The 18,372-nt window shown below is 58.7% G+C and carries 22 protein-coding genes; 3 read left to right on the top strand and 19 right to left on the bottom strand.

The features are described from left to right. Positions 1-17: 17 nt before the first annotated feature. The 16 genes from PYR65_RS06535 to PYR65_RS06460 all read right to left on the bottom strand — a co-directional run bounded on the left by PYR65_RS06535 (position 18) and on the right by PYR65_RS06460 (position 13,967). On the bottom strand, positions 18-2,354 hold the full coding sequence (locus tag PYR65_RS06535; RefSeq protein ID WP_276120380.1) for a M15 family metallopeptidase: 2,337 nt from the start codon (positions 2,352-2,354) through the stop codon (positions 18-20). After that, positions 2,354-2,869 (bottom strand): virion core protein, T7 gp14 family, encoded by a 516-nt coding sequence (locus PYR65_RS06530; protein ID WP_276120379.1) that lies wholly within the window; start codon positions 2,867-2,869, stop codon positions 2,354-2,356. Before PYR65_RS06530 ends, PYR65_RS06535 begins: the two co-directional genes overlap by 1 nt. Beyond that, positions 2,862-3,326, bottom strand: coding sequence for a hypothetical protein (locus PYR65_RS06525; RefSeq protein WP_276120378.1), 465 nt, complete (start codon positions 3,324-3,326; stop codon positions 2,862-2,864). Before PYR65_RS06525 ends, PYR65_RS06530 begins: the two co-directional genes overlap by 8 nt. After that, positions 3,326-5,935: a hypothetical protein gene (locus PYR65_RS06520; RefSeq protein WP_276120377.1), complete on the bottom strand. Its 2,610-nt coding sequence runs from the start codon at positions 5,933-5,935 to the stop codon at positions 3,326-3,328. The genes PYR65_RS06525 and PYR65_RS06520 overlap by 1 nt, the downstream gene beginning before the upstream one ends. 3 nt (positions 5,936-5,938) lie before the next feature. Beyond that, positions 5,939-6,520, bottom strand: coding sequence for a hypothetical protein (locus PYR65_RS06515; protein WP_276120376.1), 582 nt, complete (start codon positions 6,518-6,520; stop codon positions 5,939-5,941). Between the two features lie 71 nt (positions 6,521-6,591). Continuing rightward, entirely contained in the window at positions 6,592-7,068 is a 477-nt protein-coding gene (locus PYR65_RS06510; protein WP_276120375.1) for a hypothetical protein, read from the bottom strand. Further along, the gene (locus PYR65_RS06505; protein WP_276120374.1) at positions 7,061-7,504 is read right to left on the bottom strand and encodes a Bbp16 family capsid cement protein; all 444 of its coding nucleotides are present in this window, start codon (positions 7,502-7,504) and stop codon (positions 7,061-7,063) included. The genes PYR65_RS06510 and PYR65_RS06505 overlap by 8 nt, the downstream gene beginning before the upstream one ends. A 28-nt stretch (positions 7,505-7,532) precedes the next feature. Beyond that, positions 7,533-8,525, bottom strand: coding sequence for a major capsid protein (locus PYR65_RS06500; RefSeq protein ID WP_276120373.1), 993 nt, complete (start codon positions 8,523-8,525; stop codon positions 7,533-7,535). A 4-nt stretch (positions 8,526-8,529) separates the two neighbouring features. Beyond that, on the bottom strand, positions 8,530-9,336 hold the full coding sequence (locus tag PYR65_RS06495) for a hypothetical protein (RefSeq protein ID WP_276120372.1): 807 nt from the start codon (positions 9,334-9,336) through the stop codon (positions 8,530-8,532). After that, on the bottom strand, positions 9,314-9,610 hold the full coding sequence (locus PYR65_RS06490) for a hypothetical protein (protein ID WP_276120371.1): 297 nt from the start codon (positions 9,608-9,610) through the stop codon (positions 9,314-9,316). Before PYR65_RS06490 ends, PYR65_RS06495 begins: the two co-directional genes overlap by 23 nt. Continuing rightward, positions 9,607-11,325, bottom strand: coding sequence for a portal protein (locus PYR65_RS06485; RefSeq protein ID WP_276120370.1), 1,719 nt, complete (start codon positions 11,323-11,325; stop codon positions 9,607-9,609). Before PYR65_RS06485 ends, PYR65_RS06490 begins: the two co-directional genes overlap by 4 nt. Continuing rightward, positions 11,318-11,530 (bottom strand): hypothetical protein, encoded by a 213-nt coding sequence (locus PYR65_RS06480; RefSeq protein WP_276120369.1) that lies wholly within the window; start codon positions 11,528-11,530, stop codon positions 11,318-11,320. Before PYR65_RS06480 ends, PYR65_RS06485 begins: the two co-directional genes overlap by 8 nt. Positions 11,531-11,538: 8 nt before the next feature. Further along, positions 11,539-11,799, bottom strand: a complete 261-nt coding sequence (locus tag PYR65_RS06475) for a hypothetical protein (RefSeq protein WP_276120368.1) — start codon at positions 11,797-11,799, stop codon at positions 11,539-11,541. A gap of 8 nt (positions 11,800-11,807) precedes the next feature. Then, entirely contained in the window at positions 11,808-13,301 is a 1,494-nt protein-coding gene (locus tag PYR65_RS06470; protein WP_276120367.1) for a terminase, read from the bottom strand. Then, positions 13,298-13,738, bottom strand: a complete 441-nt coding sequence (locus PYR65_RS06465) for a helix-turn-helix domain-containing protein (protein WP_276120366.1) — start codon at positions 13,736-13,738, stop codon at positions 13,298-13,300. Before PYR65_RS06465 ends, PYR65_RS06470 begins: the two co-directional genes overlap by 4 nt. After that, positions 13,716-13,967: a hypothetical protein gene (locus PYR65_RS06460; protein WP_276120365.1), complete on the bottom strand. Its 252-nt coding sequence runs from the start codon at positions 13,965-13,967 to the stop codon at positions 13,716-13,718. Before PYR65_RS06460 ends, PYR65_RS06465 begins: the two co-directional genes overlap by 23 nt. Positions 13,968-14,072: 105 nt before the next feature. On the opposite strand from PYR65_RS06460, the gene PYR65_RS06455 reads away from it, so the two are divergent. From PYR65_RS06455 to PYR65_RS06445, 3 genes are all read left to right on the top strand, one after another. Then, complete coding sequence (locus PYR65_RS06455) at positions 14,073-15,101, top strand: calcium-binding protein (protein ID WP_276120364.1); 1,029 nt, start codon at positions 14,073-14,075, stop codon at positions 15,099-15,101. Between the two features lie 660 nt (positions 15,102-15,761). Then, entirely contained in the window at positions 15,762-15,935 is a 174-nt protein-coding gene (locus PYR65_RS06450; RefSeq protein ID WP_276120363.1) for a hypothetical protein, read from the top strand. A gap of 259 nt (positions 15,936-16,194) precedes the next feature. Further along, complete coding sequence (locus PYR65_RS06445) at positions 16,195-16,566, top strand: DUF6232 family protein (RefSeq protein ID WP_276120362.1); 372 nt, start codon at positions 16,195-16,197, stop codon at positions 16,564-16,566. Between the two features lie 39 nt (positions 16,567-16,605). On the opposite strand, the gene PYR65_RS06440 is transcribed toward PYR65_RS06445, so the two are convergent. The 3 genes from PYR65_RS06440 to PYR65_RS06430 are packed head-to-tail and all read right to left on the bottom strand — an operon-like array spanning position 16,606 to position 18,316. Continuing rightward, entirely contained in the window at positions 16,606-17,436 is an 831-nt protein-coding gene (locus PYR65_RS06440) for a hypothetical protein (RefSeq protein WP_276120361.1), read from the bottom strand. Further along, complete coding sequence (locus PYR65_RS06435; RefSeq protein ID WP_276120360.1) at positions 17,433-17,864, bottom strand: hypothetical protein; 432 nt, start codon at positions 17,862-17,864, stop codon at positions 17,433-17,435. Before PYR65_RS06435 ends, PYR65_RS06440 begins: the two co-directional genes overlap by 4 nt. Continuing rightward, positions 17,861-18,316, bottom strand: a complete 456-nt coding sequence (locus PYR65_RS06430) for a hypothetical protein (protein ID WP_276120359.1) — start codon at positions 18,314-18,316, stop codon at positions 17,861-17,863. The genes PYR65_RS06435 and PYR65_RS06430 overlap by 4 nt, the downstream gene beginning before the upstream one ends. Positions 18,317-18,372 lie beyond the last annotated feature (56 nt).

Here is an 18,372-nt window from a genome sequence, read left to right as displayed (position 1 = left end):
CTTTCGATGGGTGAACATCAATTCTGCCCCAGGATTTCCATGACGACAGAGGCGTATTCCGCCTCAATCTCCTGCTTTGTCGGCGCTTTGCCGGTTCGTTCGGTCAGCGCCGTCTTGATAGAGGCCTGCCATTCAGGCGGGATCTGCTGGTATTCGACCGCCGGCTTAACCGTTGCACCGTCCGGCGCATTGCCGCGCTCGAACATGAAGCCTCCGTCGGTTTGCGAAGTGCCGTCATCGAACAGGCGCATCGGAGAATAGGAACCGCGAGGCTCGCTGTAGATCGACTTCATCAGCAGAGCGTTGATGAGGCTTTGGGTCTCGTCGTAGTTCGGCGTGGTGCCCTTCTGCGTCCGAAACTGATCAATCTCCATCTTCAGCGAGTTTTGGAATGTGGCGATCCGGGCTTGCATCTCTTGCACCTTGGCGGTGTTCGAGCTGGTTATGCCAGTCGTCGTCAGACCCACAGAGCTAAGCGCCTGTTCAGCCTGCTTGTAGGCCGCGTTGTAGGTGGCGCCGGTCTGCTGAGCCTGCACGTCGCCGCTCAGAAGCTTGTTCTGATCATCGGTCACCGCCTTCCGATCGGCACGGGACAGGTCGGAGTAGTAATCCGTGAGGTCCATCGTCTTGAACACCTCAGGGCTTTCTGCCGCCATCCGATTCAATGAGAATAGGACGTTCTGGTCAGTGACCGCCCGCCCCTCCTGTTCCTTCTGGATGCTTTCCTGGATGCTATCAACGGCGGTGTTACCAGCCGCGATCCGAAGATCGACCGGCGCTTGATCCGGCGTCGTACCGTCGCGCTGCCACATCTCCCACAGCTGTTCGCGGGCGCCCTTCTGGTTCAACTGACGGATTTTGTCCTGCTGATCCAACGACTGAAAAATCTTCGCTTCTGTTTTGCTCCGGACGACGGGATCGTCGATGGTGCCAAGGAAGGTCTGTATCTGATCAAAGGACGGCGCCGACGAGCGGCTAACAGGTCCGTCCACCTTCGACGCCACAGTTGTCCCTTTTGTCCCGCGCGTGCCGTTCGGCTCGACATGCCAGGGCTCATAGCCCATCGGGAAATACATTCCGTACCTACCGGCGTTGGCGTGCACGTAGTCGATGACGTTCTGCGGAACCTTCCCAGGCTTTAATGTCTGGCCGTTCCACGCGAGATCGACAGCCTTGGCTGTGCCGTCGGCGCGAGGCTCGTGATTTGAGTGACCAGGGCGCGCCACAGTGCGGCCGGTGCGATCCGATGCGGCAAACAACTGCTTTTGCCGCTCGTGGGTGCGCTCCCCGCTCATAATCTGAAGGCCATCACGAATAGCCGGTGGCGCGTCCTCGATCAGGGCGGCGAGGTTTGTGGCAAAGCCCTCATCGAGACCGTCCACTGCCGCAGCGCCCTTGCCCGGCGCCTTGCTGATCAAAAGGGCGCGAGTGCGTGACGGTCCTGCTGCTTCAAGCCGGCGGCCGGTCTGGGATGGTCGAGGACCAGTGCCGCCGCCTTCAGCCGCGTCCACCACCTCTTGCACCACATCAACCTGCGCGCGCCCGAGCTTCAAGGCTTCAGCAGCCTTCGCGTCAGATTCCGCCTCCTGGACAATGGGCTTGAGCTTCACGTCCAGTTCGAACTTATCGTTAGCCGAAAGCCGCTTGGCATTCTTGGTGATATAGTCCTGCGCAGCCAGAGGGCTTTTCGTGGCAATCTGCAACGCCATCCGCTGGGTGGCGTCGGAGGTATACTGGCGCTCCTTTTCGTCCAGCATATCGGCCGTCCAGCCCTGCTTCTGGCCGAGATTGCGAATTTCGAGCAGGCCAGCCGCGATGTACTTGTCGGCTTTCGCCGGATCCTCAGAATTGACCAGGGCCTCGTTCATGAAGTTGTTGGCCGACGCCTGCGCATCGTTGACGATCTGATCCTTCAGCGCACCGCCCGCATGGCGAACGATTGAATCGAGCCCATCGTTCTCGATCGGATCGATCGTCCGGTCAAAGAGCTGTTGCTGGCTGGGAGACAGGCCCTCGGCGTATTTGGTGCGAAGGCCTTTCAACTTGCCTTCGAAGTCGGCGCGCTGATCGAGTGCGTTTTGACCTGCCTGATTGAGATATCCCGTCGAGGGATCATTCATTAGGGCCCGCTTCTCCTCCATCAGGGCATTGCGCCGCTGACGGACAAGAGATTCATCCTTGAGAGCGTTGACCTGGGCAAAGGCCGTGCCGGCATTATCCAGCCCCTGTGCAACAGCGCCCATGCCCCGGCCGACAGCCGCGCCGAAGTCGTCCGCTGTTGCTTGCGTCGTGATGCCTTGCTGATTGTTTGGACGAAGCCGCTCAGTGCGCTGATAGATCGGGACAGTCGCCATTACCGACCACCATACGACAAGCTGCCGCCCTGCCCATAGGCTTTGCCAGCACCCGACAGCAGCGTTCCGAAGGCTGCAAGGTTGCCGCCCTTCTTCGCCGCACTGCCGTTCATGCGGCTCAACGTGGCATCGGCGCGACCGTTCTCAGCCTGAACACGATAGTCATACGCTTCACGTGCGGTATTCGACCGGATTGTGAGGGCGTCAAGCTCGCCCATCGTCGCAGTATCGACCAGGACGTCGAGAGGCGAACCGAACGATAAATCGACGCCATTGGCCGACATCGCTGCCTTTTGGCGGCCGGCAACCTGGGCGGCCTCATTCCGCTTTTGCTGCTCTTCAAGCTTCCCGCGCTCCAGAGCGTCCCGCGCGCGCCGTTCGGAGAGTGTGGCGTTCATATCCTGAACTTTGGCATTGTAGCTGGATGCTGCGGCACTGGCATCCGCCTGTTGCTTCTGCCCGGCCGCGCCTACGAGCGTCGAGGCTGCCGTCAAGACGAGACCAAAATCACACATCGAGCACCTTCAATTCAAAAATCCGGAACGGACGCTGTTCGTACCCCATGGGCCGGGGCTGGCTTAGGCTAAAGCCCATCCATTCAAGCCAGCGTTTGGACACCGTGTTGCGATCATCGACAATGTTGCGCAGCATCGAGTACCGGCGGGCCATTTCTGCCGACCAATACCGCGAGCCGCGCAGAAAGTGGCGGTAATGCCGCTCAAGGGCATTGGTCCCCAGCAGCCAGGGAGCGCCGACGCGGCTGATCACATCAATCGTCCCGCAGCCGAACATGGTCTCCGGCACCCCATCGAATTCGACCGTGTAGGCGAAGTCCGACCGCTCAAGCGAGTAGAGCAAGGCGCCCACCGGTGTCCGCCCTGAAGTTGCCCTCACCTCTTCGACATCGGCGTCACGCATCCGAGGCGCGATGATAAGAGCATGCTCCTCAGTCGATGGCACGATCCGGAACATCAGCTTCCTACCCGCACGTCGGGAAGGATGGCAAGGATCGTCATCGGCAGTGGGTCGAACTGCTTGATGTAGATCGTGGCGCCTCTTGTCCAATCTGGTGTCGGAGTGATCTCGACATCGTCGGTCGCCAGGCGGATTGCCTCGTTCCAGTTTTCATACTGGCGCTGCTTCAACTCGTTCAGCTTGTTTTCCTTCGGCCCAACCCAGATGCCGCGTGTCTTTTCCACCCGCAACGTGACATTTGCTACCGACTTGAGGCGGCTTTGGGTAGTGCCGAGCCCTTGAACGACGCCGAGGTCGAGATCGAGGGTCTTTATGAGCGCCTCATAGGACTTGCCGGCGTGCACCACGGATGCTGCGTTCGGCAACGTGACCTGTCCGTTCGTCACGGTCAGGCCGCGCACCACGTTGCCATCGGCGAGTGCGACGATCTGCTGACCCTCAAGGTGGAAAAGCCCCTGTATCGTCTTTAGCGGGGCGCCCTCGTAGGACAGCCCGCTATCGACGAAGAAGCAGTCCTTCGAATCCTCGAAACGCCGGGAGTGCATCCGCTCTATGTATCGCTGCGTGGTGCCGTTGACGGATCGGCGAACAACGAAATACACGGCGTCCTCATCGTCTTCCGGCACCACGTTGACGGCCTCGAACACTCCATCGGTCTCATGCCGGGTCCAAGCCCAGACATCGTGCTCACGCATGTAGGTAAGCGAGACGCAAAGCCCGCTATCGAGGATGGCCCAGATGATGGAATGCGGGGACTGCGAATAGGCCCACGAGATAATCTTGCGCCCCTCGAAGAGGTGCCGAGCCATGACGGTGAGATCACGGCCGACAAAAGCGTCGTTAGCAAACTCATAGGAGAAGTCCTGCACGACACCGCCGCGCGCCCTCGCGAACAGCATCACATCGCCGACCGAGATCGGCTGCAGCGCACTGGAGCCACGGTTGCCCTGCTTCTTCACGTTGACGTTAGCCGGGGTGAGGAAGTCTTCGCCCCCGCCCGATACGGTGAATTCGCCTGCCGAAGAAAAGACACCGAGGCCGCGCGTCTCGATCAGCGCCCGGACCGCATTCTTCTCGCGCGACCGAATTCGAAATGTGATTGCGTCACTGGCGCGAACCGGCGATGCTGACCCGAAGTTCTCGTAGTTAGACGACTGCCCCAACCAGACGCCAGACGGCACCTTTTCGGTCCCGCCCATTGCCAGGCGCTGTTCAAAGAAGTTGACGCAGGCGGGATAGTTGCCCGTGCCCGCAAAGGGGTTATCAGCCTGTTGCGGCCCGCTCGCCAGATCGGGCGTGATATTTTCATCGGTGAACGTCGTTTCTTCCGTCGTTCCGATGTACCCGTAGCGGCCGTTGTCGAGGCGGTAGACCGCATAGCTGCCGGCGCCGCTCACAGCGTTCCAAACGAGCACGTTCCGGTTTCCCGCGAAGCTCATGTCATTGCGCAGCACAAATGCTGCTGACGGTAGGCTTTCCTCCCCGCTTTCATCCGAGATGGCCGACACCTTGTAACGAAAGGGCTTCCCGAAAACGATCAGACCGTTTACGCCCGTTGGCACCGGTGGAGCGCCAGGAGCGGACGAGGTCGGCACAGCAGTGCCATCGCCGACATACTGCGTCTGTTCCAGCTCAATCGAGGTGTTCGGCGTATCGGCAAGCAAGCCGATTGCATCGTCCGATCGATAGATGCGATAGGTCACGGCCCCTGTCACCGCTGGCCAGCCCAACCGAACCCGGCGGCCATCCTCGTTTTCGGTCTGCACTGTGACTGAGACGGTCGAAGAGGCTGCACTTTCAGCCCCTGACGCCGAAACCGCGGTCACCCGGTACGAGATCGCCGAGCTGTTGCCGCTGCGCCGCTTGTAAAAGGCGGTTCCATCAAGCCCGGTCGGGATGGAGACCAGCGGCGCAAAGGTCGGGACTGTGATTGTCCAATCATCATCAGCCAATCGCGAAAGCTTACGTGGCGCATATTTCTGATGAGTGATGTACATGACATCGTTTTCCTGCGCGAATACCAGCTTGGTCAGGACTGCTTCTGGATAAGGCGACGCGACCTCGTAGAGCCTGCGGGTCACCGCACCGCCGGCATAGGCGGGAAGGCCCGCCGTGCTGACCGCAACGCCATACAAATCCTCAAGCGTGAAAGTGTTAGTGGTGACGTTGCGAACGACGAAGTTGCGGGCGTTGAGGAGCGTGGGGCCGATGGCGCCGTTGAAGAACACCTCATCGCCGTTGGCATAGCCATGGGCGGCTGAGGTGAGCACACCAGCGCCCGAGATCGCGGTGACTGCCTTTGCGGCTTGAAGGATCGGTGCGCCGGCGCGATAAATTCGCAAGCGCAGGTTGGTGAATTCCAAGTTGTAGGTCTGGTTCGTCTCAGCATCGTAGACGAAAGGAATAAGGACGGCCGTAGCAGCGTTCTTCGTCCGCCCGATGAACTCCAGCCCCGCACGGTTCGATATGCCGCCATGGGGATGCACGAACACGTTCTTGGCGGTCTTGAGGCCCGACTGATATTTTGCGAGGTCAACGCGCGCCCATAAGGCAGGGCTAAGCTCTCCTGCCGTGAAGGCAGGCTGCATCGTGCGGAGAATGGCCATTGATCAGCCTCGCGAGCTTATGAAGGCGGATGGATAGTCGTAGGACGATGCCTCCTCGTTCGCGTCAGCAGTCTTGGCGGTTTCCATCGTTTGGCCTGCAATCTGGAAAGCATCCTTCCGGACGGACTGGTCGCCAGTGAGGGGCATGGCGACTTTTGCGGCGATCGACCAGGACAATGCGTCCTGAAACAAAGGGGGGAACTTGTTCGGGTCGATGATCTTGCGCGTATACTCAAGGGTGGCCGGTGATACGCCACAGTAGATTGCGCCCTCACTGACGCCCATCGGGACCGTCGCAGTATCGTCGGGGTTGTCGATATCGAGGACGATCCGGCGAGCCTTGAGGCAATCCGAGGGTCGCTGATAGGCATACTGCCACCGCTGCTGCCAAGTGTTCGTGATCTCAGCGAGGACGATCATCGTCTTGGCGAATTCCCAAGGGTAGACCTGAAGCATCGTATCGCGGGTCAGCTCATATTGAAGCTTGCACTGGCGAGCTTCTTCGGACGCTTCGTCCAGGTCGGTAATCGTGGGTTTGCCGATATGGGACAGCGCGATATTGCAGATGCCTACGACCGATGCCATGCAAACCTCCTAGGAATGAAAAAGCCCGGCAGTTTCCCGCCGGGCTCAAGCTTGATTTCAGCGGCTGCTGATCAAGGCTTCGTCGCGAGGTCTTCGAGCGCGGCGATGATCTCTGCCTTGTTGGCAGGGGTGCCCTCACCGAGCAGCTTTGTCGCGGCCGATTTGAACGACATAAACTGAACGTTCGGGTCGGTGGCCATCGCGAGGACTTCAGCGGCGGACTTCGGCTGTTCGTTGGCCGAAGTGTCAGTGCCTTCAGGCTTGGGCTTCTTCGAACGCTTCAGACGCTCGTTTTCAGCCTGGCTTTCGGCCAGCTGGACGCGAAGCGCTTCAAGCTCTGCATTGTCAACGACAGAGGTATCTACGACGTGCCGTTCGGCCTCGGGCTCAAGTTGTGCAGCCGCCTGAAGCTTCTTTGCCTGTGCGCTGGTGATTTCCACCATCCAGTTCTTCGAGAAGTGCTTCTCGGTGTCGATCTGGAAGACGGCGCCTTCTTCGCGGTAGTGGCCGTAGGTACCGGCCCGCGTTGCCATGACAGTCTTAGTCATAGTTGTTGTCCTCCCCTGCAGCCACGACGCCGGCGGTGACCTTGCCAGCCGTCAGAGGGCCTGTTGCGACGGTGTAGTTCAGACGGGCATAGCGCTCGTCGGTGCCACGCGGGAGCCATTCCAGCGGGAACACATAGCCAGCGACAAGCGCTGCCTTGCCGATCGGCCCGGAAGTCCAGACGGTCTTGGGAGACGCGAACGCCTCGTTATCGTCAGTCTGAAAATCGACGGTCAGCGTTGCGGCGCCAGCGGCGAGCGCAGCTTCGACCATCTGGACACGAAGGTTCACCTTCATGCCACGGCCCATGTCCTTGCGGATGTTGGCTGCGGCGCCGACGGGTTTGCCCGCAGCGCCGAAGTCGATGGTGTTGGTGGATACGGCAGAGGCCGTGATGGCCTGCGCATCCGAGAAGAGGTTCTGAGCATCGAAGATCATGGTTTTTTACCTTCCATCGGATCGCCGGTTAGACGATCTGGCCTTCGGTTTCGAGGATGTTGTCATCCCGGCGGATTGGCAGACCGAGGAACGAAACCTGCGGCTTGCCCTGGGCCTGATCGAGCGTCAGGTTGACGTTCGTCTTGTTCATGGCCTGCTTGTGCAGGAAGGTCTGGATCGTCTTCGGCGCGTAGATGACCGTCTTCCCGTTCGGCTGGTTCGGGTTCTGCAGGGCGTAGTAGGCGTCGATCATCAGGTTGATGAGGTCGGCACCCGTTGCAGCGTTGGCCCGCAGGTCCGACACATCGATGTTGGCGATACGCGCCACACCGCGCCAGTCACGGACCGAAAGGCCGATGTCCTGCGAGAACTTTTCGCGATAGACGTCGTAGAGCGAACCGTCGGGCAGTTCCTTGGTGGTCTTACCCTTGTCTTCGCGCTGCAGACCGGCCTTCGTGCCTTCCGGGTAGAGAAGGTGGACCGAATCCTCGCCCCAGGTGATGAAATAGATGGACGTGTTGTCCGATCCGGTACCGCCCGCGTCGATGATCTGCTTGCCGTTGGATGCCGTCTTCGAGTTGAAACGGGCATGCAGACCGGTGAAGCGCTCCGGAAACACGTCCGTGTCGCCGTAGTAAACCGTCGAGCCCAGCATGTTCGCCATGCCGGCAATGTGGCTCTTGGCTTCGTTCAGACGGAACTTTGCCGGGTTCTTGGAGATTTCGACGAGCTTGGCGTCAACTTCGGACCAATCTTCAAGCATGCCGGTAGCATCCTTGACCTGTGCCGTGGTGCCCTTGGTCGGCAGGACACCCTTGTAGAGCTTGCGCCAGGTCGGGGTCGGCAGTCCGGTGCGGACCGTCGTCAGGTGACTGGCACCCATGTTGCATTCGAGGATGGGAGCATCCTCATACATTGCGTTGAACTGGACGAGCATGTCGATGATCGTCGCGATATCGTCGCCCCATTCCTGCTTTTTCAGGTCGGAGAGCGTCGGATACATGTTGCCTACTGTGGCCATGGTTTTATCCTCGTGTCGTGGGAGTGGTCGCCCCGTACATCGCCTCTTCCGGCGATTTCTTGGACGCAGCGGGGGTTTCCGACGTGACAGGCTTGTCATCACTGTTTTCGTTGCCGACACGGACCAACAGTCGGAATAGCCCGGGATAGTTGCCTAGCCCGAGTTCGGTTAGATCGCTTCGCAGCTCGTCATCGCCATAGGTGGCAAGCGCGCGCTCGGCGGTCTTGAGGGAGACATCGAGCTTATCGCCACCGAAATCCTTGTCGGTCTTGATGCTCTTCTGCCAATCTTGAATGACTTTCTGATTGCGCTCGTTCAGCGCGTCGAACTCAGCCTTGCGGACATCGGCGATGACGCCGGCGAGCTTCGTGGCCTGCCCGTTCGTGAGGTTCAGTTCTTTCATGACCGGAGCCGCCTTTTCGAGCAGCGCCGAATCCAGTTCAACGCCGTCAGGCAGGGCAATGACGTACTTGCCGTCAGCTGGCACCTGGTTGAGCGGATCATCGTCCTTGGCCTTGTCATCGGCCGGCTTGGTCCTGTCATGCTCGGCCTTCAGGCGGGCGTTCTCTTCCGCCGTCTTGGTGGCGTCAGGCGCATATTCCTTCCACTCGGCGGCGGCATCAGGCTTCTTTTCGCCCTCCGGCGTCTTCTCGCCTTCGGTGGTCTTGCCGAATAGGATGTTTTCCGTCGCCTTCTCTTCCACCTTGGCAGGCTCGGTGACCTTCGCGGGCTCCGCGGATGTTGCAGCGGCTGCGGCGGCGACAACCTCGTCGGTGCCAAAAGCAATATTATTCCTCAACAGGTCGAACATTCTCTTCCCTCTCGCGCTTGTCCGCGCGGTTGTGAGCCTCGATCATCATTTGAGCGTAGGCAGTGGGGTCCGTGGCGTTGATCTGGTTGATGATCGTCACGCCGATGATGCGGCGACCGATGTGGATACCGGTCTCTCCGTTGACGGTATGGGGCGCGTTGTAGACGCCGCACTGGGAGAGCACCCACCACAGGAACTCCCGTGCACGCGGGTCTGCCAGCACGGACTGGGTTGCCAGTTCGAGTTCTGTTTCTTCCCGTGTTTTCTGTGTCATCCCGCGATACCGAGGTTGCTCAGCAAGTCTGCCGGGCTGCCGTTGTCATCAGTGCCTGCGAGGATCGACGCGGCCTCTGCCCCCTGCTTCATCGCAGGTGCAAGCTGGCTGGCCATCTCTGCGCTTTGCGCGGCCTGCTGCTGTTGGGCTCGGCCATCCCGCAGCGCTTTGACCTTGTCGTCAGACCTGATGATGGTCGGCTGGACGCCGAGTGCGTCGGCGTACTCATCAATCGCCTGGTCGCCATCGATCTTGTCGATGCTGTCCGGGAACGCCGCAATCATATTGCCCGCAAAGCTCATCATGCGCTCAATTGATCCAGTCGAGACGGCAAGCTGGGCCTGCGCCAGTGTGGAGATGTTCTCAATCTTCAGATCGGTGCCCTGCAGTTCTTCCGGCGGTTCCGGCAGCTGGTTGTCTTCTTCCAGCGCGTAGAACACCCAGTCGGCCAAAGGCATGATCAGTTCATGATGCTGGCGCTCAACGGTCGGGCCGAGCTGCTGAAGCTGCTCTTCCTTGCGCTGGGTCAGTTCGTAGACGTTCTTCGGCTGGATGCCTTCCATGTTCGTGATGGCCATGAACAGATCGGCATAAAAAGCGCGATCAATGCGCCGGTTTGTGTCGCTGATGTCGGCGGCCAACTCGCTGATCGACAAATCCACGTCGAAGGCCCGGCGGTAAGATGAATTGACGCCGACCTCATCGACATAAGTGATGGTGCCCGGCAGAGAGGAATTGCGTTTGTTGCGAAGCGATGTTGGGGCGACGACGGCGGGTCGCACCTTGTGCTCGATCCCGGAGCCTTTCCACTTTTGCTCCGTTTGAAGCATCTTCACGTCCGGCAGCGCGTCCATTCCGGGGCAGTACGCGGCATAGACATCCTCGCCGACAACATCCCAGCGCGGAGCAAGGATCGGGTTGCGATCAAAGCCGCTGACTTCGCTCATGACATCCTTGTCAGCACCGGCTTCCCAGTAATTCGACATGAATGCCTTGTTGGCCTTGGTCGGGCTGCTCGGATTGCGCTCCTTGCGGGGTTCGATGGCGTTATAGGTCTCAACCCAATCGTCATACGAGCCCTTATCCCACAGGTTCTTGACCGTGTTGGAGACTTTGGACCAGTCCATGCCCCTGTTCGGTCTGGCAACGAAGCGTCCGACCATCTGTTCAACCGTCATCCAGATGCGACGGTAACAGGTATCGACACGACCGGCACCGCTTTGCGCAAGCCAGTATTGCCCGGCAACCGGCATGATCGCATGCAGGCGATGCTGCTCATTCCGGGTGAGGATCATGCAGAACTGGCCGAACAGCAGCTCATCGCCATAGCCTGAGTGCAGGCAATTGTAGATGTTCGAGACTGCGAGAAAGTCGCGTGCTTTGCGGGTGGACTGATACAGGTAGTCTTTGACCGGGCCGTATTCCTTCAGATCGTCATCGAAGATGCTGTAGCGCATCCAAGGCCGTGTGGGAGACGTTAGGCCCGCCTGCATCCCGGATCGTGCCACGCGGTGCGCCAGCAAGGGCGAGTTGTCCACGATCTTGTTGCGGTCCTTCTTGCCCTTCGGGTCTTTCGCATCACCTTTGCGATATCGACCGGGCGCGATGAAGTCGTTCAACTCCTGCCACTGTGGCTCGTAGTCGTTGCGCTCGGTCTTGAGAGCAGCGAGACGCCGCTCGTGCCGGGACCTGATGGATGTATCGACCTCAGGCACCCAGAAGCACCTTCTTGCCAGCGGTATCGACAGCGCCGACGCCTTGGGAGCCGGTCAGCATGGTCGATGTGGCCGCGCGGAGCTTGTCCTTGGTGCGAGCGCCTGCCTTATCCACACTTTGATTGTCAGGCGCGCGCTGCGCCGCGTATTCCACCGGCATGCGGGGCGTCTTCGCTTCGGGAGTGCTGTTGCCAAAGATGCACATGGGATGCCTCACAGGTAAAAGATGATGAGAAAGGACGCGACCGCGCAGGCAACGCTGACGATCGACAGGACGGGCTGAAATCGAGCGCCTGGGCCATCGGCGAGATAGGCCGCACCGATTGACAGGATGGGCGCGAACGCGAGCCAGAGGGCGTCCTTGTCGTTCTGGGCCGCGACAACGATGATGAGGACGAACATCAGAACGATGAACAGCCTGCCGTTAGCGGCAGCATTCTTCATCCGCTCGATCGTGAACGGCTCGGCAAACATGGGAAACCTCATCCGTAGGGGTTGTAGTCGTCGTTCGAGGACGATCCGTATCGATCATCGGTTCGGACATTGGACCGGCCGTCGTCTTCCTTGGCGACGACGGGATAGGCAAAGGTAAGCGCAAGGGCGTCGGCGCGGTTCGGCGATGGAATGCCGCGCACCTTCATGTCTTCCTTGCTTTCCAGCTGCAGCTTTCCATCCGTCCGGGGGACAAGCTCTGGCCCTATAAGATCCTGGTAGAGCACGTCATCCTTGGGATCGATCGCACCGCCCTGTTTCAGCCAGTCGCGCATGTTCTTCCAGATTTCGACCCGCTTATTCAGGCAGCCAAGGTCTATGCTCTTTCCGCCAAACCACACCAGCTGCCATGATCGGTTCATGGTAATGCCGACCGAGTAGATGCCTGTGCCGTGCCCGCCGTCGATGAAGACCGCGTCGGCCTGCAATTCGTCCTCAAATCGCATGACGTGGTTGGCGACCAGGACGTCATTGTCGTTCTTCGGCATTTTCATCAGGAGCTTCGAGTAAAGGCCCTGCCGGAAGTAAATGACCAGTTCGTCATCGCCGGTCCACGCGGGATCGACACCGATGATCTTGGGTGCGAAGGAATACTGATCCTTGCGAAGGTGGACCTTCTGTGCGGCGTCAACGTCGTCGGTGCCAATGAACTGCTTCGCCGAGGATGATGGAAACATGCCGCGTACCCGAACCTTTACGAAATCGTGATCTTCGCCATAGTCCTCGACCCACTGGTCAAGCTTCTTCTTGTTCGTGCCCGGCACTGTCCGGCTATCGATCTGCCGTCTGATCCAGCGCTTGCGGTTCCGGCGGAAGCATTCGCGAAAGCGGCCGGTGTTCTGTGTCGGGTTGCCGAACACCAACCAGATGATGATCGTGTTTTCGTCGGTGAGCGCGCCTTCGGCCACTTCCCAGACGCTGTCGGCGATCTTGGATGCCTCGTCGAACATCAGGACGATGATCTTGTCCTTGTTGTGCAGCCCGGCGAACGCCTCCGTATTGTGGGCGGACCACGCGACGAAGTCCTGGCGCCACAGGTCGGAATGCTCATTGTCGCGGGCCTTGATGGACATGGCCTGGACGTTGAACCAGTGGGCTGTGATCGACGAACGGAACCACTTCCCGATCTCCGGCGACGTCTTGGTGCGCAGCTGGCTTTCGGTATTGGCCGTCGTGACGATCTTGCAGTCTGAAAAGCAGGACATCGCCCAGTTGGACAGCATGCCCATCTCGGCCGACTTGCCGATACCGTGGCCGCTGGATACGGCGATCTGCAACGGCGAGTATCGGTTCTCGCTGTTCAGGTGTTGGCGTATCTCTTCGTTGATGTCCGCCTGCCACTTGCGCGGCCCGTCCATGTCCTTCAGATCGCCATTGCCCCAATCCCATGCGAACAGCGCCCATCCTTGCGGATCGAACTGGTAGAGGGCTGCGGCGTCGGCGATATCATCGTCCGGATCGCGCGACTGAGCGGCCAAAGTCATTTCGGGGCGTTGACCCTGCCCTTTGCACGGGCCAGACGCTCAGCAAGGGAGCCGTTCACCTGAAGCTCCACTTCCTGTTTGTCGCGCCAGTTTTTCGGATCACGATTTTTCATCCAGAAGATGCCGGCCGTGGTGTCCGGCGGGTAATGCTTGACGATGTCGGTCTTGATGACCTTGCCGTCGATTACTCGGATATCGACGTCGGGATGAGAGAAGCCGATGGCGCGCTGATATAGCGACCGCTTAACGTTCTCGTCCGGGACTTCCTTGCCGAGCTTTAGGGACTGACAAAACTCTTCATGGTCGATCTTCCACCGTTGGATGGTTCGATCGGTGACCTCGAAGAAATCGGCAAGCTCGGTATCCTTAGCGCCAAGTGCGCAGAGCTTTTCCGCCTGTTTGGCGTACTCGGGCTTATATGCGGTCGGCCGTGCCATGCTCTTTGCCTTCTGATTGGGCCAGGTGCCACCGGATTTCGCCCTGATCGTCGGGTCGCTCGGTCCAGCCTTCCACCAAGGCCAACTGCTCATCGTCTTCGTCCACCGAGAAGCGGCCGAAGGTGCAGCCTTGAGCCTTGCCTTGTTCCGCCTGCGCTGCGAACCAGTCGCGATGCAATGACGGATCCTGCCTGATGAAGGCGATGTAGCTGGGCTCGCGCTCAGTCATTTGCACTCCAAAATTGGAAGCAGTTTATCGCCTTGCCTTTGGCGCGCGGCTGAGCGAAATTCTGGTGCTGGACTTTTTGGATGACTGGCATCTGGGAGAAACAACGTGACCGTTCAAATTAAAGCTTACGACCCCGACAATAACGGCATCGGGATTTACTTTGGTCAGTACCTCAATCAAAAATTTGCTGCCTTCGACAACGTGTCGGGCGCTCTCTCGACGGACGCAGCCGCTACCGGTTACGCTTTCGTCGGTGCAGATGGCGGCGGCGTCGTCTTCAACTCCGCTACTGGGTGGAAAGTCGATCCCACCACTGGCCATGTGGTTGGTGAACTGAACAGCATTTCATTTGGCCAGCAGATCACGATCGCCTCAGACGGCTCGTTCATCCAAACAACTGAGATGCAAATGAGCGGGCTTCAAATCTCGGCGGCCGAACTGCAGCAGGTTTTTGATCAGGCCTCGGACGGAGAGTTCGACTACTTGTACGACTCGATACGTGATGAGCAGTTCTTCGTTGAGGGCTCTTCAAGCAAAGACAGTCTTGTCGGAGGCTCAGGCGAAAGCACCATCTACGGCGGCGCCGGTGATGACCGCATCTACGGTAGAGGCACAAACGGAGCGACCGACCGTTTGTTCGGTGGCGACGGCAACGACAAGGTTGTAGGGGGCGATGGTAATGGCGTCATTTATGGAGAAAACGGTGACGACAAGATATACGGAGAAGGCGGCGAGGACATTTTGAAAGGCGGGTCCGGTAAGGACTACGTTTATGGCGGTACCGGCTCGGATAAGTTATATGGCGATAGCGGAGACGACGCGCTTATGGGTGGCCGTCAAGAGGATCGTCTGTATGGCGGCACCGGCAACGATACTTTGCATGGTGGTTCAAGCGCCGACACATTCATTTTTCAAAAGAACGCTGGCCGAGACACTATTTTTGACTTTAAACCAGGCAAGGCAGGCAAGGACCTTATCATATTCCAAGGCACTGACTTGCATTCGTTCGCCGATGTCATTGACCACGCAAAAGATACTCCGCGCGGCGTTGTCATCACTTATGAAGAGGGCAACCTACTATTGGCCGACGTTCGGTTGAAGTACCTCGACAGCCACGATTTTTTCTTTCTTTAAATCGACAAGCAGCCTGCTAGGCCTGACCCTCAAGCAAATCCGGGCAGTTAGCCCGGACCCGCGCAGTTCGTTGAGGCGTTCGCCTCTAATGGTCGCCGAGGACCGTCGCAACGATCGCGCAATAGATGTCATGCTCTCGGCTCAGGAAGGAATGGCTGGGCATCCCCCCGGCCTACTCGGGCAACAACTGCCCGCCTTCCCGATCTGTGCCCTAGTCGGACCCGAAGGCCAGGCGCTCACAAGGACTTTTCGCCACGCTTAACCGACTGTCAGGGTATCGACGGTTTCTCCGTCACGGCATTCTCACTGGTTTCGGAAAATATCCGTGAACCCATGGCGAGATGCGCGCCTGATATGACCCGCCGGGGTGCGCTTCCATGGAGAGGCGTGGCGGGTTCAGTTCTCTATCCTCCGCGATTTTGATCCCGCGAGGTACAAGGAACCTTTGTGTAAAGTCCAAGTTAGCCGGTCGAAGGATTTCACAAATGCGGAACGCCAAAGTCATAGTAGCCATCATTGTCGCCCTGGTCGCCGTCCTTGCGCTCGTGCTGCTTCTGCCTGGTCACGGGGATACGACACCTGGACAGCCGTCGCCTCACGCAATCGATCAATCTCAGTAAAAATTGGGCTCAAGCCGAGGGGCCGCTGAAGGATACCACCATGGATGAAAGTGAGACACCAACCGGACTGGCGCCATCGGCTGATGCACCTGCACAGAAGCGACGCAAGGTTTTTGCCGGCAACGGTCTTGTGATGGTTATCGCCAGCATCGCTGTTGGCGCATTCTTTATCTATGCGTTCATCGCCATGTATGGCGTACTGTCCTCTCAGTAACCAATCATTGGACTTTGGAGCGGACTGTGGGGATCGAACCGACCTTGGCAGCTTGGAAGGCTGTTGCCTCACCCTGAAGAAGCCCGCGAACGCAAAAGACAGGCTTGAAGCCTGCCTCCGTAGTTTTTGCTGTATCCGTCAGCATCCAGCGTGCCATTTTTTGGTATGTCACAAGCCTCACTGCCGTCCCGGTTTTTCGAGCTTGTGAATCGTAAAGATTCCTGCGAGCAATGATCGAAGTACTGGCTGAGGGGCAAGCATGAGCGACGGAACATTTTTTAATCAGAACGATGTTAAAATTGATAAAAATCTGGCGAGATTTGGGACAACATCGTACCCGATTGCTAATATCGGAAGTGTCAGCGTAAAAAAACTTGGTGCAGGAGGGCAAGCTCCAATCGGCGGCCTTATCGCTCTATTCGGAATTTATCTGGCTCTCCTCCAGCACAAAACAGCGCTTGGGGTTGGCATGATCGTCGTGGGTGTCGTCATGTACTATTTAGCTAAGCCGAAGTACGCAATCCTTCTTCGGACTTCCAGTGGCGATCAGCAGGCCTTCGAGAGCAAAAACGAATCCTTGGTGTCAGAGATCAAAAATGCGTTAGAAACCGCGATCGTCACTCGCGGTTAACTGCTGGCGCTGACGCTTCGTCGCTCGTGGAGCCCGGCTCTACATCCGCGAATCAGCGGGCTTTTCATCGGTCGGCATCCACGCATGCAAACCGGATGTTATCGATTTGCCTGTGTGTTGTGCCTCTTCGTGTGCCACCTGTAAACCAGCCGTATCATGCAAGAGAATTGCGCTCTGGACCAATCCGGCGCTAATTTGTTGCAAGGATTTCTCAATCCATCGATATATCGTTCGTTTAACCCACTGCTTTTTTGTCTTCGATCGGCGGTTTCGCTGCTCCAGGTAGCGGCTCCAGTCCCATCCACGGGCCTTAACCTCCGAATATGCCAGCAGCGCGAGGCGCATTTCCTGATCCCAGACGAAGCGCGGCACCCAGGCCAGTGCCTCTTCCATCCTGCCGATGCGATCCTTGCTGCATTTCGCCCGGCGTTCGGTGACGGCGTCGATCGCGCTGTTGCGGTGGCGGATGTGCATGCCGTCGTTCTCGTGGGCATCGACGAACTCCAGCAGGGTATTTTCGGCTTCGCTGGTCAGTCCCTCTGGCATGGAGCTGCCATACATGCGGGGCCCAACCCTCCCCGGCATCGCCATGTCGGTGTCCATCGCCTCTATCAGCCGCTCGAGGATGGCCGCTTGCTGATCGGTCATAGACATCCCAGCGTCGGCCTCGCGGATCAGATGGCCCCCCATGTCGCCATAGAAGTCCCGGCCGTCTGATTTGAAATGGCGCTCCTGCCCCATGCGGGTCTTGCGCCGGTCAATCTGGTATCCAGCAAACACCTTCAGGCCGCCGGCGGTCTTGCGCTCGCCCAGGATTACCACCTTGCGTCCGCTGACATCGATGTACTCGTTTCCAAGCGAAATCTTCATGCTGCATCATCCTCCGGTATCAATGCGTGTGCGATCAGGCTGCTGATCTTTTCTGCCGTCTTTCCCATGCGCCCATATTCGCCTCTGGCGAGGCGCTGAGCGCGATTTCTGATCTGGGCTAGATCGATGCGTCCGAAGTCGGTCAAAACGTCTCTGGGGCGCTTGTCGTCAGCGTGGGCTCCAATAAAAGACCAGACCGCCCAGATCATGACGTCGTCAAAACACTTCGGGTTGCTCTCTTGGATGCAGCGCACCGTCAGCGCCGCCCGATCGGAGTCGATCCGAAGCAGCCGCGCGATGGTCCGGCCGCCGTAAACCACATTGGCCGGGCGGTCTGGTCCATTGCGGCCTTCTCGATAAGGTCGGACGCGGATGCCATAGCTTTCGAGAAAGCGATAGACATTCACGCCGTTCGGGGATCTGGTCAAATCTCACCCCGCGCGGCTTTTTCAGCCAAATAGACCGTTGGGTCGATGTGCTTGACCTCCGAGGCCGCACCGAACGTCCCGAGTTGATGGACGCGATATGAGCGTTCAGCGGCAGGGTCAAACTTGCCCATGGCGCCGGAGCGAATCCAGCCAACGGCCTTGCCGGCATTTACCTTCAGACGATGTTCTTCCTGTGCAGGCGTTAGCTTCCGTTGCTGGCGCTCCTGGCGGCGGGCCTTCTTGGACTTCTTCTTCTCGGGCTTCCCCCACAACACCTTCTTGTTGGGCTTGACCCGCTCGGGCGGCCGGTTGCTGCCGACGTTGTCGATCCGATCAAGCGCCTTCCAAGCGGCGGCGTTGGTATCGAATGGCCCTTCGACCATATTGCCGTGCTGGTCGGTGATCTCGAAATGAAAGTCGTCCTTCCGAGTGATGTTCAAAATGCGGGTCATGGGCGAACCTCCCTCTTGCGACGCCAGAAGCGCAGTTTCAGTTTCAGGATATCGAG

Origin of the sequence: Pararhizobium qamdonense, from assembly GCF_029277445.1 — a bacterium.
Taxonomy (GTDB): Bacteria; Pseudomonadota; Alphaproteobacteria; order Rhizobiales; family Rhizobiaceae; genus Pararhizobium; species Pararhizobium qamdonense.
This window is presented reverse-complemented; position numbering and strand designations above follow the sequence as displayed.